Origin of the sequence: Streptomyces sp. 2-1 (assembly GCF_048564895.1) — a bacterium.
GTDB classification, from domain to species: domain Bacteria; phylum Actinomycetota; class Actinomycetes; order Streptomycetales; family Streptomycetaceae; genus Streptomyces; species Streptomyces phaeochromogenes.
Genome location: NZ_CP183383.1, coordinates 822,885 through 846,349, shown reverse-complemented (window position 1 = coordinate 846,349; position 23,465 = coordinate 822,885). Strand labels below are relative to the sequence as shown.

At 69.9% G+C, this 23,465-nt stretch carries 22 protein-coding genes; 13 read left to right on the top strand and 9 right to left on the bottom strand.

All coding sequences use genetic code 11. The annotated features are described in order from the left end of the window. Positions 1–4: 4 nt before the first annotated feature. The gene (locus ACN20J_RS03950; protein ID WP_189841807.1) at positions 5–370 is read right to left on the bottom strand and encodes a cupin domain-containing protein; all 366 of its coding nucleotides are present in this window, start codon (positions 368–370) and stop codon (positions 5–7) included. A gap of 167 nt (positions 371–537) precedes the next feature. Then, on the bottom strand, positions 538–2,034 hold the full coding sequence (locus tag ACN20J_RS03945; protein WP_419665236.1) for a metallophosphoesterase family protein: 1,497 nt from the start codon (positions 2,032–2,034) through the stop codon (positions 538–540). 81 nt (positions 2,035–2,115) lie between these two features. On the opposite strand from ACN20J_RS03945, the gene ACN20J_RS03940 reads away from it, so the two are divergent. The 3 genes from ACN20J_RS03940 to ACN20J_RS03930 are packed head-to-tail and all read left to right on the top strand — an operon-like array spanning position 2,116 to position 4,102. Next, positions 2,116–3,081, top strand: a complete 966-nt coding sequence (locus ACN20J_RS03940; RefSeq protein ID WP_419665235.1) for an LLM class F420-dependent oxidoreductase — start codon at positions 2,116–2,118, stop codon at positions 3,079–3,081. Between the two features lie 38 nt (positions 3,082–3,119). Beyond that, on the top strand, positions 3,120–3,638 hold the full coding sequence (locus ACN20J_RS03935) for a hypothetical protein (protein WP_362000188.1): 519 nt from the start codon (positions 3,120–3,122) through the stop codon (positions 3,636–3,638). Further along, entirely contained in the window at positions 3,635–4,102 is a 468-nt protein-coding gene (locus ACN20J_RS03930) for an N-acetyltransferase family protein (protein WP_419665234.1), read from the top strand. Before ACN20J_RS03935 ends, ACN20J_RS03930 begins: the two co-directional genes overlap by 4 nt. Positions 4,103–4,206: 104 nt before the next feature. Here the strand turns inward: ACN20J_RS03930 and ACN20J_RS03925 are convergent, their stop codons facing one another. The 3 genes from ACN20J_RS03925 to ACN20J_RS03915 all read right to left on the bottom strand — a co-directional run bounded on the left by ACN20J_RS03925 (position 4,207) and on the right by ACN20J_RS03915 (position 8,680). Next, the gene (locus ACN20J_RS03925; protein ID WP_419665233.1) at positions 4,207–4,947 is read right to left on the bottom strand and encodes a hypothetical protein; all 741 of its coding nucleotides are present in this window, start codon (positions 4,945–4,947) and stop codon (positions 4,207–4,209) included. Continuing rightward, positions 4,934–5,497 (bottom strand): RNA polymerase sigma factor, encoded by a 564-nt coding sequence (locus tag ACN20J_RS03920; protein WP_419665232.1) that lies wholly within the window; start codon positions 5,495–5,497, stop codon positions 4,934–4,936. The genes ACN20J_RS03925 and ACN20J_RS03920 overlap by 14 nt, the downstream gene beginning before the upstream one ends. 288 nt (positions 5,498–5,785) lie before the next feature. Beyond that, positions 5,786–8,680, bottom strand: a complete 2,895-nt coding sequence (locus ACN20J_RS03915) for a helix-turn-helix transcriptional regulator (protein WP_190231277.1) — start codon at positions 8,678–8,680, stop codon at positions 5,786–5,788. Between the two features lie 177 nt (positions 8,681–8,857). On the opposite strand from ACN20J_RS03915, the gene ACN20J_RS03910 reads away from it, so the two are divergent. Next, positions 8,858–9,682: a calcium-binding protein gene (locus ACN20J_RS03910; protein ID WP_190231276.1), complete on the top strand. Its 825-nt coding sequence runs from the start codon at positions 8,858–8,860 to the stop codon at positions 9,680–9,682. A 405-nt stretch (positions 9,683–10,087) separates the two neighbouring features. Here the strand turns inward: ACN20J_RS03910 and ACN20J_RS03905 are convergent, their stop codons facing one another. Next, positions 10,088–12,436, bottom strand: coding sequence for a hypothetical protein (locus ACN20J_RS03905; RefSeq protein ID WP_419665231.1), 2,349 nt, complete (start codon positions 12,434–12,436; stop codon positions 10,088–10,090). Positions 12,437–12,614: 178 nt separating this feature from the next. On the opposite strand from ACN20J_RS03905, the gene ACN20J_RS03900 reads away from it, so the two are divergent. From ACN20J_RS03900 to ACN20J_RS03865, 8 genes are read left to right on the top strand one after another with little or no spacing between them, the layout of a single operon-like run. Then, entirely contained in the window at positions 12,615–13,664 is a 1,050-nt protein-coding gene (locus ACN20J_RS03900) for a LacI family DNA-binding transcriptional regulator (protein WP_190231274.1), read from the top strand. Then, positions 13,661–15,259 carry an FAD-dependent oxidoreductase gene (locus ACN20J_RS03895; RefSeq protein ID WP_419665230.1) on the top strand — a complete coding sequence of 533 codons (1,599 nt, stop codon included), beginning with the start codon at positions 13,661–13,663 and terminating at the stop codon, positions 15,257–15,259. Before ACN20J_RS03900 ends, ACN20J_RS03895 begins: the two co-directional genes overlap by 4 nt. 47 nt (positions 15,260–15,306) lie before the next feature. Next, positions 15,307–16,578 carry an ABC transporter substrate-binding protein gene (locus ACN20J_RS03890; protein WP_419665229.1) on the top strand — a complete coding sequence of 424 codons (1,272 nt, stop codon included), beginning with the start codon at positions 15,307–15,309 and terminating at the stop codon, positions 16,576–16,578. 2 nt (positions 16,579–16,580) lie between these two features. Continuing rightward, positions 16,581–17,546: a carbohydrate ABC transporter permease gene (locus tag ACN20J_RS03885; protein WP_419665228.1), complete on the top strand. Its 966-nt coding sequence runs from the start codon at positions 16,581–16,583 to the stop codon at positions 17,544–17,546. Further along, positions 17,536–18,378, top strand: coding sequence for a carbohydrate ABC transporter permease (locus ACN20J_RS03880; RefSeq protein WP_190231270.1), 843 nt, complete (start codon positions 17,536–17,538; stop codon positions 18,376–18,378). The genes ACN20J_RS03885 and ACN20J_RS03880 overlap by 11 nt, the downstream gene beginning before the upstream one ends. Positions 18,379–18,385: 7 nt before the next feature. Next, a complete protein-coding gene (locus ACN20J_RS03875) occupies positions 18,386–19,489 on the top strand; it encodes a hypothetical protein (protein ID WP_419665227.1) in 1,104 nt (367 codons plus the stop codon). 50 nt (positions 19,490–19,539) lie between these two features. Continuing rightward, positions 19,540–20,400: a DUF3592 domain-containing protein gene (locus ACN20J_RS03870; protein WP_419665226.1), complete on the top strand. Its 861-nt coding sequence runs from the start codon at positions 19,540–19,542 to the stop codon at positions 20,398–20,400. A 56-nt stretch (positions 20,401–20,456) separates the two neighbouring features. Beyond that, positions 20,457–20,741, top strand: a complete 285-nt coding sequence (locus tag ACN20J_RS03865) for a hypothetical protein (protein ID WP_419665225.1) — start codon at positions 20,457–20,459, stop codon at positions 20,739–20,741. A 75-nt stretch (positions 20,742–20,816) separates the two neighbouring features. Here the strand turns inward: ACN20J_RS03865 and ACN20J_RS03860 are convergent, their stop codons facing one another. Next, on the bottom strand, positions 20,817–21,107 hold the full coding sequence (locus tag ACN20J_RS03860; protein WP_189841982.1) for a zinc-ribbon domain-containing protein: 291 nt from the start codon (positions 21,105–21,107) through the stop codon (positions 20,817–20,819). A 423-nt stretch (positions 21,108–21,530) separates the two neighbouring features. Here ACN20J_RS03860 and ACN20J_RS03855 point away from each other — a divergent pair, with 423 nt between their 5' ends. Beyond that, the gene (locus tag ACN20J_RS03855; protein WP_419668829.1) at positions 21,531–22,403 is read left to right on the top strand and encodes an endonuclease/exonuclease/phosphatase family protein; all 873 of its coding nucleotides are present in this window, start codon (positions 21,531–21,533) and stop codon (positions 22,401–22,403) included. A gap of 19 nt (positions 22,404–22,422) precedes the next feature. On the opposite strand, the gene ACN20J_RS03850 is transcribed toward ACN20J_RS03855, so the two are convergent. Together ACN20J_RS03850 and ACN20J_RS03845 are read right to left on the bottom strand one after the other, a co-directional pair. Beyond that, on the bottom strand, positions 22,423–22,905 hold the full coding sequence (locus ACN20J_RS03850; RefSeq protein ID WP_419665224.1) for a pyridoxamine 5'-phosphate oxidase family protein: 483 nt from the start codon (positions 22,903–22,905) through the stop codon (positions 22,423–22,425). A 1-nt stretch (position 22,906) separates the two neighbouring features. Next, complete coding sequence (locus tag ACN20J_RS03845; RefSeq protein ID WP_419665223.1) at positions 22,907–23,413, bottom strand: hypothetical protein; 507 nt, start codon at positions 23,411–23,413, stop codon at positions 22,907–22,909. Positions 23,414–23,465: the final 52 nt, after the last annotated feature.

The window sequence follows — 23,465 nt, the reverse complement described above, 5'->3', positions numbered from 1 at the left end:
CGGATCAGCCCTCCTTGGCCTTCGCATAGTCCGTCGCCATGCCTCCGGCGAAGTCGTACACCACGGCGGGTACGTCCCCCACGACCCAGGCGTCGTGACCGGGAGGGCAGACGAAGACGTCGCCGGGCCCGACTTCGGACTCCGCGCCGTCGTCCATCCGGATCCGCATCCGGCCCTCGACGACGTAACCGTTGTGGTGGACCTGGCAGCTCTCGGTGCCCGCGATCGGAGCCACGGACTCGGACCATCGCCAGCCCGGTTCGAACGTCGCCACGGCGAAGTCGAGCCCGGTGAGGTGGACCGCTTCGAGGTGGCCACGAGGGAAATCGCGCCGCTCGTCCGGCTTTTCGACCGCCTTGACCTCGATCATGACGGCTCCTTCCCATCTGGCCTTGCCCAGCATTGGCGGGCGGTCGGTCACCGCCTCGCGACGACCCGGCCGAACCCCTCCACTCCATCGTCTGCCCGTCCGCCCCGCTCCGCCATTCGGGGGACGGAAGCCCGGCGGGAGGCAGCAGCGGGGAGACGCGGGCGCCCCTACAGGGAGATGGTCACCTCGTCCTCGACCGGCGGGTCGAGTTCCTGCTGCCGATTGCCCGTGGCCGAGAAGCAGCGCAACCGGACCGAGTCAGGAGTGACGTCCAGCCGCAGGAAACACTTGAAGAACGGCGGGCTGTACGTCGCCGAGCCCGGGGACAGCAGCTGCGTGTACGCCTTGCGCACGGGGAGCCTGAACCGGGAGGTGCGGTCCGGGCGACCGCCGGCGCCCAGCAGGCTCGCGACCAGGCGGGTACGCAGAGTGACGCGAGCGGGCGAGACCTGAGCGCGGGTCGGGCGGATACCGAGCCGCTTCGCGATGACGGCGGTGGCCTCGGCCTCGGTGAGCGTGAAGAAGCGCCGCATGCGCAGCCGGCGTCCGTAGAGCCTGCTGTAGAAGGCGAGCGAGTCGCCGCGCAGCGGGTAGCAGCGGAAGGCGTCCTCGGAGACACCGGCGACGGAGACGCGCGGGACGGTGTGCGTGGCGTGCATGAAGGCTCCGCCGCCACCGGCGACCACGTACTGGATGGTGCGGCCGTCCACCGTTACCGGATAGCGCTGGTAGTTGTGGATGTCACCGCCTATCGCGGCCACGTAGTGATGGTCCGGGTCGCGCACGATGTCGTCGACGGTTCCGCCGCCGTCGATCTGGCAGGGGTGGTGCTCGGCGTCCACGTACAAGGGTGAGCCGGTGATGAGGATCTTCGGGGTGTCACCCTTGGACACCTCCCGGAGCCAGCGGCCCTGCTCGGCGTCGACGGTCCCCAGTAGACCGGTGTCGATCCCTATGATGCGCACCGGCCCGGCGTCGACGGCCCAGTACGGGCCGGGCTGGACGGCCTGTTGGGCGGGTGCCGAGCGCAACTTCCGTGCCTCGGCGAGGCGTTGCTCGTCGGTGGTACGCGGCTTGTGCCACAGCAGTGACCGCAGCCAGGCGGGCGTCATGGGGCGGTGCGCGGCTTCCGGCGCGAGAGGCGGGGCCTCGCAGAAGACCCGCATGAAGCCCTGGAGGTCCTCGTACCAGTCGTGGTTGCCGGGTATCGCGTAGATGGGTGCCTGGTAGTCCTTGTACGGGCGATGGAACTTCGTGCCGTAGTCGTCGGCGGTGCCGACCGGATAGACCACATCACTGGCGAGCACCGCGAACCGGGTGTCCTGACTGACCTTCAGAAAGCCCGGGACAACGGCGTATTGGGGGTCGTCGCCCTCTCCCGTGTCCCCGATGACCATGAAGGAGAAGTGGTCCGGGTCGTCGCGCCGGACCACTTTGTCGGTGGGTGCCCCGGCGACTGTCCGCTGCTCCACCCAGCGGCTGCGGGTCCGGCCGGTGGGGTCGCCGAACCAGGAGGCCAGTACGCCGTTGCGGGCGGGCCAGAGCGTCTTCGGGTTGAGCCAGGAGAGCTTCTCGACCCGGTGCGGCATCAGTTGCTTGTAGTCGCCGCGTTCCGCGGTGCCCCAGCCGGCGCCCTCGGCGGTGTCGCGTGAAGAGTGTGACATCGGTGCACGGTAACAACGCCCTCGTCCGGTGATCCAAGTGGGGCCGTCGGGGGAGGGCGGGCACCAACTACCGTGATGCCTATGGACATCAGCGTGGTTGCCGCGGCACGAGAGGACGACAGCCCGGTCGACGAGCCGTTGCGGGTGGCCGCGGTGGCCGACCGGCTCGGGTACCGCGAGGTGTGGGCCGGTGAGGGACCCACCTGGGACGCGTTCGTACTCGCCACGGCGATCGGGCTCGCCACCGAGCGCGTCACGCTCACGGCCGGACCCGTCCCGGTCTCCGTACGAGATCCGCTGACGATCGTCAGAGGCGCGGCGTCGGCCGCCGCGGTGATCGGCCGCCCGGTCGGGGTGGCGCTGGGGACATCCAGCAAGCGGGTGGTCGAGGGTGTCCACGGCCGGCCCCGCAGCAGGCCCGCCGCCGCACTGGCGGAGTCCGCCGAGGCGGTACGCGGTCTCATGCACGGCGAAACCGGCGAGGCGATCGTGCCCGGAAGCACCTTCCGCCGACGTCAGAAGCCGCCCGGCGGCCCTCTCACCGTGGCGGCGTTCGGAGACCGCGCGATCGCTGTCGCCGCCGCACACGCCGACCGCATGCTCCTCGACGTCGTCTCCCCGGAACAAGTCCGCGCCCTGCGCGCCAAGTTGACCGCCGCCGCCGAGCTCGCGGGCCGGACACCGCCGCGGCTGGCCGCCTGGCTTCCCGCAGCCGTCGACCCCGAGCCCGGGTCCGTCCGGCAGATCCTGCGGAGCCTCGTCGGCTACCTGACCGTCCCGGGATACAGCGACGTGTTCACCGCGGCCGGCTTCGGCGAGGCGGTCGACCTCGCCCGCTCCGATGCCACCCCGGAAACCCTCCTCGCAGCACTCCCACCCGAGGCCGCCGACACGCTCGCCCTGCTGGGAGACGCCCACACCGTCCGCGCCCGCATCGACGCCTACGCCGAGGCGGGCCTCGACGAGATCGCCGTGGTCCCCGCCACGGCGGGCGACCCGGCGGGGGAGCGGACACTGAGGGCGTTGGCGGACCTGGTGTCCGGGTGATGGAGACGGACGAGGCCTGCCCCCTGCATCATGGCCGGATGAGTGATCGTGAGGAACTGCCGACGGCGGTCGACGCGGAGGCGCTGCTCGCGCTGGCCGAGGGGTACCACGCGCGCGGGACACGGGCGTTGGGCACCCGCGAGGCCAGTGGGCATCTGGTGAAGGTGTACGCGATCGAGGCGCCCGGGCGCGTCGTGACGGAGCGGGACGAGGCGGCGGCACTGCGGATCGCCGGAGCACACCTGGCGCTCGGACGCGCCCGGGGGTCGCTGGGGCTCGCCGTACTGCTCGTGCACGCGGGAGGCGACGGGGACTATGTCCTCGTCTGCAACTGGATCGAGGGATACATGTCCGACCTGGCGGTCTTCTCCGGCCCGGCCGGGCAGCCCGAACTGCTGCGGCCCGGGCGGGTGGGGCTCGCACCCTGCGTCTGGGAAGCCGCCGTCCTGGCCCATGAGCGCGACGCGTTCGCACGGCATGTTCTCGACGGCAACGGCCCGGTCGCCGACCGGCTGACCGCGTGGGGTGCGGACACGACGGCGGGAGACGTCCGATGACGGGCGCTCCGGGCGTACGGCACGCACGCCCCGACGACCTGCCACGTGTCGCCGAACTGGCCGCGGAGCACGCCTCGTACGAGAAGTCCGCACCGCCCGTCCCCGACCTCGCCGAACGGCTCGGGGTCCTCCTCTTCGACACGCCGGCACCGCGGTTGAGGTGCCTCGTGGCGGAGCTGCCCGACGGCGAGGTCGTCGGCTACGCCACCTGCGCGCCCGAACTCTCCACCTGGGAGGGCCGCGAGTACCTCACCATGGACTGTCTCTTCCTACGCGACGGCAACCGGGGCCTGGGCCTCGGCGCGGCGCTGATGGACGCCGTGGTGGCCGAGGCGCGGGACCTCGGTCTGACCGAGGTCCAGTGGCAGACCCCCGCGTGGAACGAGGGCGCGATCCGCTTCTACGACCGCCTGGGCGCACGCGCCAAGGAGAAGTTCCGCTACTTCCTGCCGGTGCAGGGCTGAACCGCCGATCGAGTGGGTCCGGACCGGGGCGTGGTCTGCATGGCGCACGGCGTCCGGCCCGGGACCTCCGGGCCGGACGCCGTGACGGACAGGCATGGGCCGGGCTACGGCCAGTTGATGGGGGCGCCGTCCTGGTGGTCCCCGAGCCAGATGACGCGTTCCGGTTCGTCGATGAAGCCGATGTCCGCGCAGGGGCCTTCCGGTTCCTTGTCGGCCGTCTGGAAGTGGGCTGCCTTCCAGCCGTCGAGGCCGTGCCGGGCGAAGAGCCCGCCGATCACCTTCCGGAGCTCGGGGTGAGGGATGCAGGTGCGATCGGCGAAGTGTTCCCTGAGGTCGGCACGGAGGCGGGAGAGGCCGAGCTGTTCCCGCGTCGGCCCGAGGTAGGGGTCGGCACGGTGGCGAGCGCACTGGTCCTTGCCGCCGGGGTAGACCTTGATGGAACCCTGCTGTGAGCTGTCCACGCATGCGGTGAGCGCGTCGGGCACCGGTTGGCCGAACATCTCAGGCCACTGCCGTCGGCATACGGCGACCGGATCGTCCGCCCCGGGGTCGAAGCCGACGATGGCATCTCCCTGGTCGGGTCCTACGCAGACCAGTCCCGTCGAATCGAGGGTGTGTCCCTTGCCGTCGCCGGCCACCCAGGCATACGTCCCCGCGGTCGCGCCCGCCACGACCAGCGCCACCACCGGAGCCAGGATCAGGGTGCGCCTGCGCCGCTGCCGGGTGCGTCGGCGCACTTGGGCCAGAATCCGTTCCGCAGCAGGCGAGTTGGGGTCCGTGGCCGAGTCGCCGGGAGCCGGATCGCTGTTACGGAGCATTCGATCGAGCACGTCATCGCTCAGCATGGTCCTTCTCCTTTGCCGGATCCTGGTGCGGGTTGGCCGAGGCGAGGCGTTGACGCAGGCGCTGTCTGGCCCGGTACAGGCGCGTGTCGACGGCGCCGACGGAGATGCCCAGCACGGTCGCGATGTCGCCGCGGGACAGGTCGTCCCAGTACGCGAGGCGCAACAGCTCCCGGTCGGCGTCGGAGGCCTGTGCGAGAGCCGCCGCGAGGCCATCGCCCGCGTCCCCCGCGTCCTCCGCGCCGTACGGGTCGGCGGCGGGCGGCGGATCAGGCTCCGCCCGTTCGGCCACCCGCATCAACAGCCGTGCCCAACGCCGCTGACTGCGGGCCTGGTTGGCCAGCACCCGGCGTGCGATGCCGAGCAGCCACAGCACCGCTTCCTCGTCATCGGCGGGCAGTTGCCGCCTCTTGCGCCAGGCCACCGCGTACACCTCGGCCACCGCGTCGTGCGCCGCCGCCTCACTCACCCGGCGCAGGCAGTACGCCATCACCCGGCGGAAGGTCTGCCGGAACAACTGCTCCAGCCGTTCACTCCGCTCATCCGCGTTCATGCCCAGCAATGTCCACCACGCCCCGAAGCCTTACGGGTTCTACCGAGAACCGCCGGTCCCGGTCCAGGTTCGCATCTCGTGTGGCACTGCCAGGGCCTGTCCGGTCGGCGGGGAGTGGGACCGGACAGGCCCTGGGGATTCGGGGGATAGGAACGACCGACAACGGCTAAAGGACGCCGTTCGGGGCGCTCGGAGCCCTGGTGCAGCTCGGTGTCCGCGTGCCGGGGCGGTTCTCTCGCATGCCACGAGGAGGCGCCCTGGTTTCAGTACAGAGACGCCGCGCTGGTGTCAGTCCCGGTCGTCGCCAAGGATGCCGTTGGCCATCGTGGACGCCTGGATGCGGCTGGTGACGCCCAGTTTTCGCAGGATCGCCGAGACATGCACGCTCGCGGTCTTGACGGAGATGAACAGTTCGCGGGCGATCTCACCGTTGGTCAGGCCGCGTGCCAGCAGTCGGAGGACTTCGCTTTGGCGGTCGGTCAGGCCGAACCCGGCGCCGACCGACGCCCGGCCAGGGTCCGCGGGGACCGGCCGGTCGAGAGCGATACCCGCGCGCCCGGCGAAGTCGCCGATGTCCCGGGCCAGCGGCTCGGCACCGATCTCCCGGGCGCTGCGGTGGGCCTCGTACAGCAGGGGCGCGGCGGTGGCACGTGGGGTGCGGGACATGAGAAGCGCCTCGGCGAGGCGCCGACGTGCGTATGCGGCGAGGTAGGGGTCCAACTCCCGGTCCCGGTCCGCGGAAAACCGCTCCCAGAGGTCGGGATCCGGCCCGGACACGTCCAGCCGGGAACACTCGGCGCGGGCCAGCAGCGCGTAGCCGAGGTGGTCGGGCGAGGGCCGGCCACCGCGGGCCCGGACCTGCGCGACCAGCGAATCCGCGAGGTCGGCGAACCGGCGGGCCTTGGCCGACGTCGCAGCCGGGTCGGGGCGGCGGCCGTGACAGCGGTCCTCCTCGACCATCTCGGCGACAGCGCGTACGGCGATGGCGCACAGCCGCGGGCCGAGCGACTCGTGTCCGCTCGTATGACGCGAACCGAGTCCACGTTCGGCCAGTGCGAGTGCGTCCGCCCAGTCTCCGCCGGCAACGGCGAGTTCGGCTCGGTGTCCCAGCACGCCGACGCTCCACAGCATTTCCTCTGTGGTGAAGATGGCGTCGAGTCCGCCGAGCAACTCCTTGGCCGCGACCAGTCGCCCGCGCCTGATCTCCAGCCCGGCCAGCTGGATTTCGATCTGCTGGCAGAAGAAGCGCTCCACGACCTCCCCCAGCGCCCGCTCCGCGACGTCCGACGCCTCGCGCAGCCGCCCGAGCCGGACCAGAGCACGCACCGCGCAGCCTTCGATGGCGGGCGCCAACGTTCCGGTCAGGCCGAGGTCCCTGGTCAGCCGCGCGCCCTCGCCGGCCCGCCGCAGCGCCAGCTGTGGCTGCCCGACTGACACCAGGTTCTCGCACAGCGACCAGTAGCTCCGCGCGACCGCCGACGGCTCGTTGGCCTCCAGGGCGAGTGTGACGGCTTCGCCAAGCCGGTCCAGGCTTTCCTCCAGCCGTCCGAGCTTGAACAGGGACGATCCCAGGGAACACAGTGCGAGCGACAGGATCGGGGTGGCACCGGTCTCCCGGGCGTCCGATATGGCCTGCTTGGCGTAGCCGATCGCCGCCTCGTCGTAGGAGCGCAGCATCAGGCCCTGGGCCATCGACTCCAGTACCCGGGCGCGTTCGGGTGAGGCGGGCGCGCCCGCCACCAGGCGGGCCGCTTCCTCGTACGCGGTACGGGAGGTCTTCTGGTCCGCGGAGGTCAGCGCATAGCACCCCTGGCGCTCCAGCAGTACTGCCGCACGTGCCGGCTCGGCGGTTCTGTCGACCTCCAGCAGGGCCTCCGATACCAACGCGAGGGCTCGCGGGTTGTTACCGGCTCCGGCGGCCGACTCGGCTGTTTTCAGCAGGAGTTGATGACGCGTCATACCGGCGGGCACCGGCGCGCCGGGAACGTGCGGCCACATCCGCAGCATCCGTTCGAACTGGACGTGGGCCGCCGCCGGGGAACTGGCCCCGACCGCGAGGTCCGCCGCCCGGCGGGCGGCCGCCAGAGCCTGCGCGGACTCACCCGCGCCCTCCCAGTGCCGGGCCAGCTCCGTGGCATGCGCCGGCGCGACGTCCGCCGGTGAGGGACCTCGGTCCTGGAGAGCCCGGGCGGCACGGCCGTGCAACCGGGCGCGCTCGCCGGCCAGTACCGTGCGGAGGACCGCTTCCTGCGCCAGCTGGTGGCGGAAACGGTAGCCGTCGGACGTCGACACCAGCAGAAAGTGGTCCACCGCCTCGCGCAGCGCCTCCTCCAGAACGTCGTCCGGCAGATGGGCGACGGCGGCGAGCAGCAGGTGGTCGCTGGAGCGGCCGATCACCGAGGCCGCACGCAGCACCTGTCCCGCGGCCGGTCCCAGCCGGGCGAAGCGGGCGTGCAGCGCATCGCTCACGGTCGCCGGAAGGCGGCCGGTCCCGCCATCGGCGGCGAGCAGTTCCTCCGTGAAGAAGGGGTTCCCCTCAGCCCTGCCGAAGAGATCGTCCACGAGAGACGCGGAGACGCGCTCCCTGAGGAGTTCGCACACCTGTCGTTCCACCTCGGCACGTGTCAGCGGCAACAGCCGCAGCCTGTCCACCTGCCGGTCGCGGGTCAGTTCGGCGAGCAGCGCGCCGACCGGATGGCCGGGGACCAGCTCGTCGCCTCGCACGGTGACGACCAGCAGGACGGAGTCCTTGCGCAGTACGCGGGAGAGGAACGCCAGCAGGTCGCGGGTGGACCCGTCGGCCCAGTGCAGGTCCTCGACGACCGCCACGGTGGTCGTGCCCTGTCCGGAGAGCAGATCCGCGACCTTGCGGAAGAAGCGCCCGCGGTCCCGGATCCGGGCGGATGTCGGCGAGGCGTCAAGGCCGCGCAGGATGTCCAGGATCGGCGCGTACGGTACGTCGTCCACCAGCGGCGGACAGTACCCCACCGGCACCCGTACGCCACGTTCGGCGGCGGACCGCGCGAAGCTGTCCACGAGCCTCGTCTTGCCGATGCCGGCGTCACCCTCGACCACCACCAGCCGACCCTCGCCGCCGTCGGCCCGGTGCAGCGCGGCGTCCAGAACGGCCAGTTCCACCGACCGTCCCACCATCACCGGCGAGGAGTACAAGGGGTTCGGCATCGAGGCCGAAGCTAGGACTCGGGGCCCTGCCCGTCAATGGACATATGAGGTAGAGGGACGGGCGGAACCAAGGATTCTCCCGATGTGTTGCCGACGGGAGGAGGCGAGGCTGTGGGGGTCCGACGGCGGCGTCCACGGGGGGTGCCGCCGCGGACCCACCCACAGGGGGAATCGGATATGCGCAACACATGCAAGATGGCGCTGGCCACCGCGATCGCGGCGGGGGCGGTCACCGCCTCCCAGGTGATGCCGGCCATGGCGTTGCCCGCCGCGCCCGGCACCGCCTCGGTCTCCAACGGGATACTCACGTACGACGCACGCGTCAATCAGGTCAACCGGGTCACCGTCAGCCGTATCGGGGTGGCGTCCTACGAGGTCGACGACCGTCGTCGGATCACGCCGGGGGCCGGTTGTCGGCGCGTCGGCGCGGATGTGACGAAGGTGCGCTGCGCGGGTGTCCAGCGGATTGAGGTCAACACCCTGAACCTGAACGACTTTGTCGTCGTCAGCACGAACGTCCACATCCCGACAACCCTCAGCGGGGGCATCGGAAACGACACCCTGACCGGCGGTTCGGGCCGCGACCTGCTTCGTGGAGGCGCGGGGAACGACGAACTCGCGGCGCACGACGGCATCGACCGGCTCAACGGCGGCTCCGGCAACGACCGGCTGTCCGGAGGCGCGGGCAGGGACACACTGAGCGACGGCTCCGGCGACGACACGATGAACGGCGACGCGGGCATCGACCAGCTCAATGGCGGCTCCGGCAAGGACACGCTCAACGGGGGCGCGGGCGACGACACGCTGAGCGGCGGCTCCGGCAACGACCGGCTCAACGGGGTCTCGGGGAACGACACGCTGCGCGGAGGCTCCGGCAACGACCAGCTGTTCGGGGGAACTGGGCGGGACTCGCTGAACGGCGATCTGGGCTTCGATCGGCTGGACGGCGGTACGGGCATCGACTCCTGCGACGGCGAGGTCCGCGTCAGCTGCAATCCGTAGCCAATGAGAGGTGGAATGGCCACCGGCAGCCCTTTCAGCCTCACGCTGAGGTGGAGGGCGAGGATGGCCTTGACGTTGTCGGTGATCCGTTCGGCGTGAGCCGGGCCGCGGACCGAAAATGGGTGGTCGTGCCAGACCTCGAGGGCAACGAGTTCGACGTCCTACGGACCCTGGCACCGCAGAAATGGACCGCCAGTGGGCACCCGCACCCCGTCAGCGAACTGCCGACCAGCTCGGGCAGGCCCCGTCCTACGCCGGACAGCGCCTGCCCGAGCGGGCGATCGGGGTACGCGCGGTCCGTCTGCCCCGGACGGATGGCTTGGCAGGGCGGCACCTCCTTGCTCCGAGGCCGGATCCAACAGACCTGGTAGATGACGGCACTGCGGGCGGGGCACTTCGCCCGCCTCACTTCCTGCGTCGCGCACGCGCCAGGGTGTGCCGGCCCTGGCTGTCCGTGCGCGGCTTGAGGCCGTAGTGGATCCGTGGCGCCCCGTCGAGCTTCAGCGTCACCTTGCCGCCCGCGGCCGGGATCTGCCGGACCTGCCCGACCGCGTCCACCTGCCGTACGGCGGTCGTGGCGGCTGCCACGATCGAGGTCTTGGTCGGCCAGGGGTCGACCCACACCTCGGGGGCGGGGAAGTGCCAGTCGGTGCGCTGACCGGCGGTGTTGAGCAGGTAGCCGTCGGCCCGGTTCCACAGCACGACCGCGGGTCCTGCGGGTGTGTCGAACCACAGGCCGAACGTCTGCGGGTCGGCGAAGGTCAGCCGGCCCCGGAAGGTGGCCTGGTCGAGAGTGCGGGCCGCTGTCGCGTACGCCAGAAGCGACGGCTTCGGGCTGAGGTCGCGGTTCGTCAGGCCGTAGTGGTACTCGACGTTGTCCGGGTCGGCGACCTGCGGCATGCCGAGCACGCTGTCGTGGAACTGGTACCAGCACACGCACCGGACCCCCTCGGCCTTGGCCAGCGCCAGGGTGAGCAGCACGTTCTCCGCGGCATGCCGGTAGGTGTCGTGCCACCAACTGTTGGGCTTGGTCGGCGCGTAGGCCTCGGTCAGCCAGATCTCCTTCTCGCCGTGCTCCGCCATCAGCGCCTTCAGCTGGCGCAGGCCGCCGTGGAAGTTCCAGTAGGTGCCGTCGGCGCCGGTGCTCCAGTCGTCGCCCGGCGGTATGTAGTCCGGGGTGAAGTTGCCGCGTCCCGGGTGGTAGGCGAAGGCGTCGATCAGGTCCCATCCGCCTGCCGCGATGAAGTTCTCCACCCACGGCTTGTCCATGCCTGCCAGCCCGTTGTTCATCAGCTTGACGGTGTCGCCGGTGGCCGCTCGTCGGTCGAAGACCGGCCTTAGCGCCTTGTCCAGGTACGTCTGCGCGGCGTCGCCGGTGTTGAACGGTCTGTTCAGCTCGTTGCCGACCTCGAAGTAGCCGGCACCGGCACCGACCGCCACCGCCAGTTTGTCCGTGGCCCAGGTGGCCGCCTCGGCGTCGGTGACATCCAGCGACGGCTGGAGTTCGATGTTGTGCCGCATGCCGCGCGCGTCGAAGGCGGCGGGCGGCAGCCCGGGGCCACCGTCGTAGGCGATCCGGACCAGGCCGATGCCGACCTTCTGCCACAGGTCCAACAGGGCGTCGGCGCTCGGCCGTTGCAGCCAGGGGTAGTTGGCGATGCCGAACATGCTGTCCGCGCCGGCCTGGTAGTCGTACGGCGGCAGGACGGCGAGGTTGGTCCGGGCGAACGCCTCGTCGTCGCCCGATCTGACCACCACTTCGGCCAGTGCGATCCCACCGGCGGGTGCGGTCAGGGTGAAGGTGTGCTGCCAGGTGCCGGCCGCGGCGACGCTGCCGGTCGCGGTCGTGGAGGCCAGCAGTGCGCCGTCGAAGCCGCGCACCCACAGTTCGAGGTCGACCGATCGGGCCGCGTCGCCGTTGGCCACCAGGGCGGTGAGTTCCATCGGCTCACCGGCCGACTCGTACAGGTTGAAGTCGCGGTCGGTGGTGAGTTCGAGGCCGAGTTCACGGCCCCGGCCGATGGTGGCGGTGGCCGACGGGCGGGTCTCGGAGAAGAAGAAGTCGGCCCGGCTGGTCCAGCCGCCGGCCGGGTCGGGCACGCCCGGCGCGTGCACCCAGGTCGCGTTCGTCCAGGCCTGGCGGGAGCGGTCAAGGAGGAACAGGCCGTGCAGACTGCTTCCCCAGGTGGAGGTGTGTGCGACGCCGAGGGTGTCCTCGTACGGGATGCCGCCGCCCGTGTCGCGGACCCATTCGGTGATCGCGATGTAGTCGTCGGGCGCGGTCGGTGCCTGGATCGCCCGGCTGAACAGGAAGCCGTCCGGGACCAGTGTGGACGCTCCGGTGATTCGCCACTCCAGTACGGCATGGGAGGTGCCGACGCTGAACCAGCCGGTGACGCCGGTCGGGCCGGCGGCGGCGTCGAACGTGTAGTCCATCCGGATCGCCGGCGTCCCGTCCGGGAGCGTGCTCAGGACCGGGGTGCCGCCGGTGGACACGTGGATGCCGGTGACGCTGTCCTTGACCTGGAACTTCGACCCGGCCGACCGGGTGACGCCACCGGCGTCCCGGATGGCGAGCCTGCCGCCCGGACTGGCCAGCAGGCTGATGCCACCGGCGGTCAGGGTGACGTCGCCGGCCGCGGCGTGCGCCGAGGTCGGGGCCGACTCGGCGACGAGCACGACACCGGCCGCGAGGACCGCGCCGAGGAAGCCCCGGCGATTGAGGGTGGGTCTGGAGAAGGCTTCGGAGGTCATCGTCTGCTCCTGTCCAGCGCTCGGAAGCGCACCGGGCTGATAATGCGTATCTTCAACTCCGTGAACGACACGTTTCCAGGCCGATACTTTGGTGTCAACAGGTTCTTGCCGGGGTGAGCCTCCCTGTAATACGGTCATCTCCGGCAAGTGAAGATAGGCATTATCAGATGGAGGATCGATGTCGCCGAGACCTCGCCGCGTCACCCAACGCGAGATCGCCGAGCTGGCGGGCGTCAGTCAGACCACCGTGTCGGTGGTGCTGAACGACCGCGACGGCTCGAACGTGCGGGTGCCCGAGGCCACCAGAGCGCGGGTCAAGGCGGCCATCGAGCAACTCACCTATGTCGCCGACCCCGCGGCCCGTCGCCTCGCCGGTCTGGACAACCAGATCATCGGCGTCTTCACCTACGAGGCGGCGTTGTCCCCCGAGAGCATGGACTTCTACGGTCCACTGCTGAACGGGATCGAGCGGGCCGCCGAACACATCGGCTGGGACCTGCTGTTCTTCACCTCCTCACCGGTCGAGAACGGCACGCGGAGCCTCTTCCACCGCAAGACGCGGCTGCGGCTGACCGACGGCTGCGTCCTGCTCGGCCAGCAGATGGTCGCGTCCGAGCTGGAACGGCTGGTGGCCGAGCAGTTCCCGTTCGTCGCGATCGGCCGCCGGGACGAGACCGCCGCCGCGGTGCCGTACGTGGCCATCGACTACGTCACCCCGACCACCGCACTGATCGACCAGGCCGCGGCCGACGGGCACCAGCAGGCGCTGTACGTCCACCGAGGCCGCGACACGCCGACCGCGCGGGACAGGCGCGGCGCCGTCGAAGCCGCCTCGGCGGAAGGCAGGCTGGCATTCCTGCTGGTCGGTGAGGAGAGAATCGCCGACCTGCCCCGGTTGACCCGGGCGACCGGAGCCACCTTGATCATCGCGGAGGACGCGTTTTTGGCCGAGGACGTCGCGCACGCGCTGTCCGGCGCCGGAGTCGCCGTACCGGACGAGACCTCGCTCGCCGCCCTCGGTGAGGTGCGCGGCCATCGCGTGGAGGGCCGGGGACTGGCCGGATTCCACATCCCCAGGCAGCAGTTGGCGGCCGAGGCACTCGATCTCCTGCAACTCCTGATCACCACGGACCCGCAGGAGTGGGCCGGCCTGGACACGGAGCGGCTACTGGTCGCCGAGGTCGAACCGGGCGACACGATCGTCGCGCGGACGGACGCGTCGTCATGACCGACCGGATCACGGCCGAGGTGGCGATCATCGGCGGTGGACTCGGCTCCGTCGCCGCGGCCCTGGCGTTGCTGCAACGCGGTCGCCGCGTGGTGATGACCGAGGAGTACGCCTGGCTCGGCGGGCAGCTCACCTCGCAGGCCGTGCCGCCCGACGAGCACATCTGGGTCGAACAGTTCGGCGTCACCGCGCGCTACCGCGCGTTGCGGGAGGACATCCGTCGCTACTACCGCGACCACTACCCGCTGACGGCGGCCGCTCGCGCCGACCGGGAACTCAACCCGGGCCGCGGCCGGGTGAGCAGGCTGTGCCACGAACCGAGGGTCGCGAACGCGGTGATCACCGCCCTGCTCGCGCCGTACCGGTCGACCGGGCGGCTCACCGTCCTGCAGCCCGCGGTGCCCATCACAGCCGAGGTGAGCGACGCGACCGTCCGTACCGTCACCGTCACGGACCCGCGGACCGGAGCCGAGACCGTGATCACCGCCGAGTACGTCCTCGACGGCACCGAGACCGGCGACCTGCTGCCACTGACCGGAACCGAGTACGTCGTCGGGGCCGAGGGGCAATCCGACACGGGTGAGCCGAGCGCTCCCGAGGTCGCCGATCCGGGCAACGTGCAGTCGATCGCGTGGTGCTTCGTCTTCGACCATGTCGCAGGCGACCACACCATCGCCCGACCGGACGACTACGACTACTGGCGCTCGTTCGAACTGCCCTACTGGGGCGCGCCGATGCTGTCCTTCGTCGCGCCGAACCCCCGGACCCTCGTGCCGGAGGAACGAACGATGAACGTCAACCCGGGCGGCGACGCCACCGGGGACCCCCGGTTCGACGCCGGCGACCAGGACCTGTGGCAGTTCCGGCGGATCGCCGCCCGGCAGAACTTCGCCGACGGCTTCTACGAAAGCGACATCGTGCTGGCCAACTGGCCGCAACTGGACTACGTCAACGGCTCGATCATCGACACCGACGACCGGCAGCACCACCTGAACGCCGCGAAGGCACAGTCTCGCGCCTACGTGTACTGGCTGCAGACCGAGGCGCCCCGCCCGGACGGTGGCCGCGGCTGGCCAGGGCTGCGCCTGCGAGGCGACCTGGTCGGCACGGCCGACGGGTTCGCGCAGGCCCCGTACATCCGTGAATCCCGGCGGATCAAGGCACTCACCACCGTGCGTGAGCAGGACATCTCCGTCAAAGCCCGAGGGGACGCCGGACCGGCCCGGTTCGACGGCTCGGTCGGGGTGGGGATGTACCGCATCGATCTGCATCCCTCCACCGGCGGCGACAACTACATCGACGTCGAGTGCGCGCCGTTCGAGATACCACTCGGGGCGCTGATCCCGGTGGCCACCCAGAACCTGGTGCCGGCCGCCAAGAACATCGGCACCACGCACATCACCAACGGCGCCTACCGGCTGCATCCGGTCGAGTGGAACGTCGGTGAATCGGCCGGCGAGCTCGTCGCGTACTGCCTCGATCTGGGCCTGAGCCCGCGGCAGGTCGCCATCGACGAGCACCTCGTCGACCGACTCCAGGGCAGGTTGACCGCGGCCGGGATCGAACTCCACTGGCCGCACATAGCCGGCTACTAGCCAACCCGAGGCGCAGCGCGCGCCGAGAGCACGAAGGAACCACTCCCATGAACAGAGCAAGAAAGCTGTTCGGCGCCGTCGCGCTGACGACGGCACTGGCGTTGACGGCCGCCTGCGGTGCGTCCGACGACGGGTCCGGGGCGACGAACGCCAAGAACGTCAAGCTGCGGATGACCGTCTGGACCTCGAACCAGGACCAGCTCAAGCTGTTCGACACGATCGCCGCCGCGTACCGCGCCAAGCACCCCGAGGTCTCCTCGATCACGTTCGAGAGCCTGCCCTTCGAGGACTACAACTCGACCCTGACCACCCAGATCGCCGGCGGCAACGCTCCCGACATGGCGTGGATGGGTGACCTGTCGAGGGATCTGATCGCCTCCGACGCGCTGGTCGGCCTCACCGACAAGCTGAAGGCGACCGACGGCTGGCAGTACGACGACCTGGAGGGCAGCGCGACCAAGGAGTTCAGCCGGGACGGCACGCTGTACGCCTACCCGTTCTCGACCTCGCCTTTCGCGCTGTACGTGAACACCGACCTCCTCGCGAAGGCCAAGCAGAAGATCGACCCGAAGTCCCTGACCTGGGACCAGGTCGCCGCCGCCGGCGCGGCAGTCCACTCGGCCACCGGAAAGGCCGGCTTCGTCGTCCGGGACTTCGACTACAAGTCGTGGAACACGCTGGCCACCGTATGGACCGGCTTCGGCGCCGCCGCCTGGAGCCCGGACGGCAAGAAGTGCACCTTCACCAGCCCCGAGATGGAGCAGGCCTTCACCTTCCTGCACGACGCCGCGTTCAAGACCAAGGCCATGCCCGGGCCCGGTACGACGGCCGACTTCTTCGCAGGTGACGCCGCCTTCACCGTGGCCCAGGTCTCCCGCTCCTCGCTGCTCACCGACAAGTTCAAGTACGCGCTGTACCCCCTGCCCGCGGGCCCGGCCGGCCGGCACGCCGTCATCGGCCAGGCCGGGGTGGGCGTCCTGACCACCAGCAAGCACCGGGACCAGGCGACGGACTTCCTCGCCTACCTGACGAATCCGGCGAACTCGGAGAAGCTGGCGCAGTTCTTCCCGCCGCCGCGCAAGTCGCTGCTCACCGGCGCCAAGCTCGCCGCCGACAACAAGGTGCTGACCGCGGCGCAGTTGCAGGAAGCCGTGGTGGACCAGCTGCCGAACGCCGTCACCCTGCCCAACCACACCAGTCCCGCCGAGATCGCCCAGAAGGGCAAGACCGCACTGGACGCCATGTGGAAGGCCGACGCCAACATCCCCGCCGTACTGAAATCGGTCTGCTCCGCGATCGAACCGATCCTGGCCAAGTAACCATGGCCGCCCTCACGAAGACCCCCACGACGACACCGGATGCCTCCCGGGCACCGACAGGAGCCCGGAGCACCTCCGGACCACCGTTCTGGACGAGTCGGCGCAGGGACGTGCTCGCCGGCTACCTGTTCATCGCTCCGCAGCTCGTCGGGGTCGTGCTGTTCGTGCTGATCCCGGTCGGACTGGCGATCTGGTACAGCCTGAGCGACTGGAACGTCTTCACCGGCAAGCAGACCTTCGTCGGAACCGACAACTACGCAGCCCTGGCCAACGATCCGCAACTGCCCTCGGTGCTGGGGGCCACCGCCGTCTTCTGCGTCGGCGTCGTGATCCTGAACATCGGCCTGGGCCTGCTTCTCGCCGTACTCCTGAACCGGCGGTTCCGCGGAGCGACGTTCTTCCGCACCCTGTTCTTCTCCCCGGTCGTCGTCTCCGTGGTGGCGTGGACCCTGGTCTGGGGCTTCCTGCTCCAGGACAACGGCGGTGTCAACGGCCTTCTCGACACGATTGGCATCACCGGGCCGAACTGGCTGCAGCGCGGCGACACCGCGATGGTGTCGGTGATCGTCACGCAGGTGATCCGCAGCGTCGGCGTCAACATGGTGCTCTTCCTGGCCGCCCTGCAGGGCGTGCCGTCGAACCTGTACGAGGCCGCCCGGATCGACGGCGCGGGGAGCAGGGTGATCTTCACCCGGATCACCCTGCCGCTCATCTCACCCACGGTCCTGCTGACCTCGATCATCACCATCGTCGGGGCACTGCAGTCGTTCGCGCAGATCGCCGTACTGACCAGTGGCGGCCCGGAGTTGAGCACCACGGTGCTCGTGTACTACGTCTTCCAGCAGGCCTTCGAGTTCAACGACATCGGCTACGGCTCGACGCTGGCCCTGATGCTGCTGTCCTTCGTCATGCTGCTGACCCTGCTGCAATGGCAGCTGCGCCGGAAATGGGTGTTCCATGAGCAGTAAGTCGAAATCCGTCCTCCGGCGAGTGCTCCTGGTGACGGCGCTCGGCGTACTGGCCATCCCGTTCGTGGTGCCGACCATCTGGATGGTGGCGGCCTCGGTGAAGCCGCTGCCCGAGATCTTCAAGTCCCCGCCGTCACTGTGGACCCCGGACCCCACGCTCTCCGCGTACACCGAGGCGTTCAGCTTCCAGCCCTTCGCCCGGCAGTACGTGAACAGCGTGTACATCGCCGTCCTGGTCACCCTGATCACCCTGCTGGTCTCCAGCCTCGCCGGGTACGCCTTCGCCCGGATCCGCTTCCCCGGAGCGAACGCCCTCTTCCTGGTGGTGCTGGCCGGCCTCCTGGTGCCCAGCGAGGTGACGATCGTGCCCTTGTTCCAGATGTTCAAGCGGGCCGGGATGATCAACACGCACTGGCCGCTGATCCTGGTCACCGCGCTGGCCGGACCCTGTGTCCTGGCCACCTTCATCATGCGGCAGTTCTTCATCGCCCTGCCGGCCGAACTGGAGGAGGCGGGCCGGCTGGACGGCCTGGGCCGCCCCGCGCTCTGGTGGCGGATCTTCCTGCCGCTGGCCAAGCCGGCGTTGTCCGCGGTCGCGATCCTTACGTTCCTCACCTCGTGGAACCTCTACCTGGAACCCACGGTCTACCTCACCTCGCCGGAGCTGTTCACGCTGCCGCAGGCACTCACCCGGTTCACCGACTCCTACGGGGCCGACATGTGGAACACCCAACTGGCGGCCGCCACCATGACCGTCCTGCCGGTCCTGATCGTCTTCGTCGTCGCCCAGCGCCACTTCGTCGAGGGCCTCGCCCACTCGGGCCTCAAGTGAGGCCCGCATGACGATCACCACGAGCGCGCCGCCCGCGCGCAGCACCCCCGTCGCCATCGCCCTGGGCTTCCTCACGGGTGGTGTGATCGGGGCGTCGCCGGCCGCCTTCGTCGTCGGCTGTGTCATCGGGAGCGTGCCGTTGTGTGTCGCGGGTGTGGGACTGCCGGCGGTCTACGGTCTGCTCTTTCTGCTCGCCGGTGCGCCGAGGCGTGCCCGGGAGGCGGCGGTCGTGCCGCGCACCGCGCTCGCGGTGGTCGAGAGTCGGGAGGCCGTCGGGGGCGCCGCGACGAGCGATGTGACGGTGCGGTTCGACCTGACGGTCGCGCCGGACGACGTACCTGCGTACCGCGTCGCGTTCTCGCAGGACATCCACCTCGCGGACCTGCCCGACTACCGGCAGGGCGTCGTCGTGGTGGTCCAGTACCCGCCGGACCGGCCGTGGCGGGTGAGGATCGTGAAACGGCCGACCCCGGAATGGGAGGAACGGGCGGCCGACGCCCGCCTCGACTCGGCGCCGGGGCCGGTCCTGGTGAGTGAGTCCTCCGAGGGGTGTGGCGTCGGTTTCGTCAGGCTGTTCGGCCTGCTGCTGGCCGCGGCTGCTGTGGTCCTGCTGTTCCGCGCCGACCTGTTCGACGGGGACGCCTCCGACAAGCCGCAGGTCTCCTCCTCGTCTACCGCTACCTCTGCCCCTTCGTCTTCGTCGAGCATGGTGGTGTCGTCGGCCTACGGCACGGTCACCCTCGGCCCGAACCAGTCGTTCCTCGACAGGGGGCAGCTGCGCAAGGCCGTCGGCCTGCTCACCAAGGGCACGGAGGCGCGCACGGCGCTCACCGTCGTCGTACAGGACCGGCTGCTCTCGATCGTGTACGCGCCCACCGGCTCGCAGGCCCCGACGTTCGACCGGGATTCCCTGCCGTACGACCGCTTCCCCGCCCTGGTCGAGGAGGCGAGGAGTGGCCTGGGTGTCAGTTCCCCGAAGACCTGGCAGCTCACCGTCGAACGCCTCACGGGCTCGCTCACCATCAGGGTCGTGGTGACGGGTGCCGAGGGTACGGCGTCGTTGGAGGCGAACGGGCAGGGCAAGGTGGTGCGGCGCACCCCCGCACACTGACGTACGCCGCGTCGGCCGCATCTCGCTGACGTAGAAGCAGAGGAAGACACATGGACCTTCAGGGATATCTGGCGCTGTGGTGCGGGGCGTTCGGGACCGTGGCGCTGGTCGGGTACGGCCTGTCGCTGGCCGGGCTGACCCCGGCCCAGCGGGCGGTCCGGGTCATGGGACGGATCGAGCGGGTGCGCGAGCCCAGGCACGGAAGCTCGCAGCGCGACGGGATACCCGTGGTCGTCTCCTTCCAGGACCCGTCCACCGGGCAGGAGTTCACCGTGACGAACGACGCCGACCTCGGGGAGAGGATCGCGGCTGCCTGGACGGGCAGGGAGGTCGGCGTCCGCTTTCCGCGCGGGAGACCGCACGCCTACCGGTTCGTCGGTGACCTCTGGGCAGGCCGACGCGGGCTCGGGTGGCCGAACTTCGCGGTCTTCCTGATCTACGCCGGTCTGGTGGTCTATGCCGCGATCGACTGGGGCTGGCCGTGGGCCCTGGTCGGCTTCGGCGGACCCTGGACCCTCTCCGGCGTGTTCTACATGCCCCAGAACGCACGCGTGGCGAACCGCCGTATGGACGCGCTGACTTCCCAACCCCCTGTTCAGGGCCGTGTCATCGCCGTGCTCACGGACACCGACACCGATGCCGACGGGGACACGATGACCAGCCACACGCCGGTCATCAGGTTCACCACCCACGAAGGCACGTCCGTCATCGCCTACTGCCCCGACGGACTGCCGGACCCGACGAACTCGTACGGTCGGGACGTCACGATCCACTACAGGCCCGACGACCCCGCCGTCTTCACCCCGGACCTCGCGGCTGAACCCCGCTCCCGCTCACTCGACATGACCTGCAGCATCGTGGCGCTGCTCCTCGGAGTGGCGGCGGTCGTCGTCGGAGCGGTGCTGCTGTGAGGGCCGGCGGGTGGTCCGACATGGAACCCGCGGTCTTCGAACACGGAGATGTGCACATGCGGGTCGACCACGGAATCTTCGAGCTGTTCCGGCGCAATGTCGTCATCGGCTCGTACCGGGCCCCGCTGAACTGGATCAAGGTGCGCGCCGATGCCCGCAGGGGTGGCGTGACCCGGCTCCACTTCGGCAACATCGCCCAGCTCGACGAGCCGATCTACGCACCCAGGACCGACCCGGGACGCCTACTCGTCACCATCGAGATCCCGACCACCGACGAGCCCCTCTACCGTGCCTACTTCACCAGGCTCGCCCAACTGTCCGACCGCCCGATCGGGCCGTAGCTCCAGACCCACACCCGGCCTGGGCGCCATTCGCCCAGGCCGACGACCTGCCTCCGCCCTCGCTCCCGGCCCGGTTCAGGACTGGTACGGCTGCTGCTGCGGCTGCCCGTACGGCTGACCACCCTGGCCGCCCGCACCCTGAGCCTGCAACTGCTCCGCCTGCTCTTTCGTCACCTTCTGCTCCGCACCACAGAAGGTGCACTGCGTCTGGTACTTCGTCGAGAACGGGAACAGCGGCACGAAGAACAACGTGAACTTCGTGACCCGCTTCCTGAGCGTGTGCGCGGAGGGATTGCCGCAATGCCCACACACCAGCGTCAGTATCGCGAGCTGGTACAGATATCCCTTGGTCCCAAAGATGATCATGCTGTCGTTTCCTCCCGGGTCAACGCCCGCCGACACACCGTCGACGAGCAGCGAGGCGCGCTCACGAAGGACAGTCTCGTGCACGGCGATCTGTTCGGCGGAGGGCGTCCACATTCTCACCGCGCGGAAGGTGCCGTCTGCTGCGAGGTGCTCACCTTCGCCAACTGGAACCTGATCTTCGGACCGTGCGTCGTACAAGGCACCTCGTGCTCATGGATATGGCGCGGGGACGGGGCCGGGGCAGATGGGTGGGGCGTGGGGGAGCAGGCGGGCGGTCGGGTGGTGGCGGGGGAGAAGGCCGTGGTGGCCCGCCGGTGGCTGAGGGCCGTTGAACGGTGGCGGTGGGGGAAGGGCACGGGAAGCCGGTCGGCCTGGGCTCGTGGGCGTGTTCTCGCTTCGCTCGCCGTGGTGACCGCTGGGCTGATGGCGTTCCACTCCGTTGTGCCCAATGCGGTGGGGCGACTCGGCAGCCTGCTGGAGACGTTTCTGCCCTGGCTCGGGCTGGCCGTTCCGTTGTTGCTGGTCCTGGCGTTGCTGCGGCGCTCGGCCCTCGCGCTGGTGGCCCTGCTGTTGCCCGTGGCCGTCTGGGGGAACCTCTTCGGCGGGCTGGTGCTGGCCGACGAGGACAGTGGCCCGCACGACATCGTGGCGGTCCAGCACAACGTCAGTGACGAGAACCGCGACCCCGGCGGCACCGCGAGCGACCTGATTGAAGCCGCACCGGACGTCATCGCTCTGGAAGAGCTGACGCCCTCCGCGCTGCCCGCCTACGAGTCGGCCCTGGCGGCGGACTACCCCCACCACGCGGTCGAAGGAACCGTCGGACTCTGGTCGAAGTATCCGCTGTCGGACGTCCGGCCGGTGGACATCAAACCGGAGGGGATCCCGGAGGGCTGGAACCGCGGCCTGCGGACCACGGCACGCACGCCGCAGGGCGATATCGCGGTGTACGTCGCCCACTTGCCCTCGGTTCGCATCCGATGGAACGGACTCAGTTCCGGTTGGCGGGACGAGAGCGCCGGCCTGCTGGGTGAGGCCCTCGCGGCCGAGAAGCTGGCCAAGGTGATCCTGCTCGGCGACCTGAACAGCACGGTGGACGACCGCGGACTGGACCCGGTCACCGAGCGGATGGACTCGGCAGGGCGCAACTTCGCCTTCAGCTGGCCCGCGACCTTCCCCGTCTCCCGGATCGACCACGTCATGACCCGCTCGATGGTGGTCACCGCCATCCGCACCCTGCCCGCCACCGGCAGCGACCACCTCCCGATCGCCGCCGGCATCAGGTTCGAGCCCTGAATCTGATGTGCGCAAACGATCAGTCAGCGAGCTGGACGGGCACGCGATGATCCGGCTGTCCGTCCTTGGCGAGCATCGAATGCTCATCGGCGACCGCGCGGTACAGGGCCAGACCTGAGACGCCTTGAGCGTCTTGGATGTCGTCGGCCGTCCACACCCGGCCGCCGTGCGTGACCGACCGGCGGGAGAAGACTGCCAGCGCCTCCTCCGTATCCGCAGCGTCCACCGCCGCTGCGACGGCGGACATGTACACCCCCTGTCCGGTACCGATCGCTACCGAGGAGTCGAAGACCACGATTCCCACCTGAGTGCGTACCGCGATGTTGCGCGAGTGGGTGGCCCGCGGCGAGGAGACCCAGAAGAACTCGCGGTACCCCCGATGGGCGAAGTACACCGGGGAACTCCACGGCATCCCCGCTTGGTCGGCGGTGGCGAGCACCATGTACCTGTTCGCGTCGACGATGTCCCGTGCGACCTCGCCCGATGATCCGCTGACTGTCATCTCAACCGCTCCTGCGGTAGGTGAGCGTGAAGTCGTGCTCCCAGGTCGTCGAGTCGTCGTGCGAGGTCTCCCAGCTGCCACGAATGGTGGTGCCGTCCTCGCTGACCTGTCCGGTGAACCGCTGCCGGAAGTCCAGCGGCGAGAAGTCCGGCGTCTCGCGCAGCAGTCGCCACACCCCGCCGGCAAAGCTCATCGCGTACAACCGGGCGACGCCCCGCGAGTCGAAGTAGTGCTGTGTGTACGCGTCCGTCTCCAGGTCGGTCGCGATGATCGCCATGCTGTCCGGCGCCTCGGCCAGCGAGATCTCGGTGCGCTGGACCAGGAACCGTCGGTCCAGGGTCCACTCGAACACGCAGCGCGCGGCAGGCGTGTCCAGGCCGGGGAAGTCGGCCTCCACCACCCACTCGCCCGCCAGAACGTCCAGCCTCTCCAAGGCTTCCTGCCGTGCCGATCCGTCCATGGTGAACATCTCCTCCTCGTCGATCGCCCGTCGATCGTCGACGCCCATCGGATGTAGGACGACCTCGGCGGCAGAAACTCATCGGTCCCACCGCCCGGGG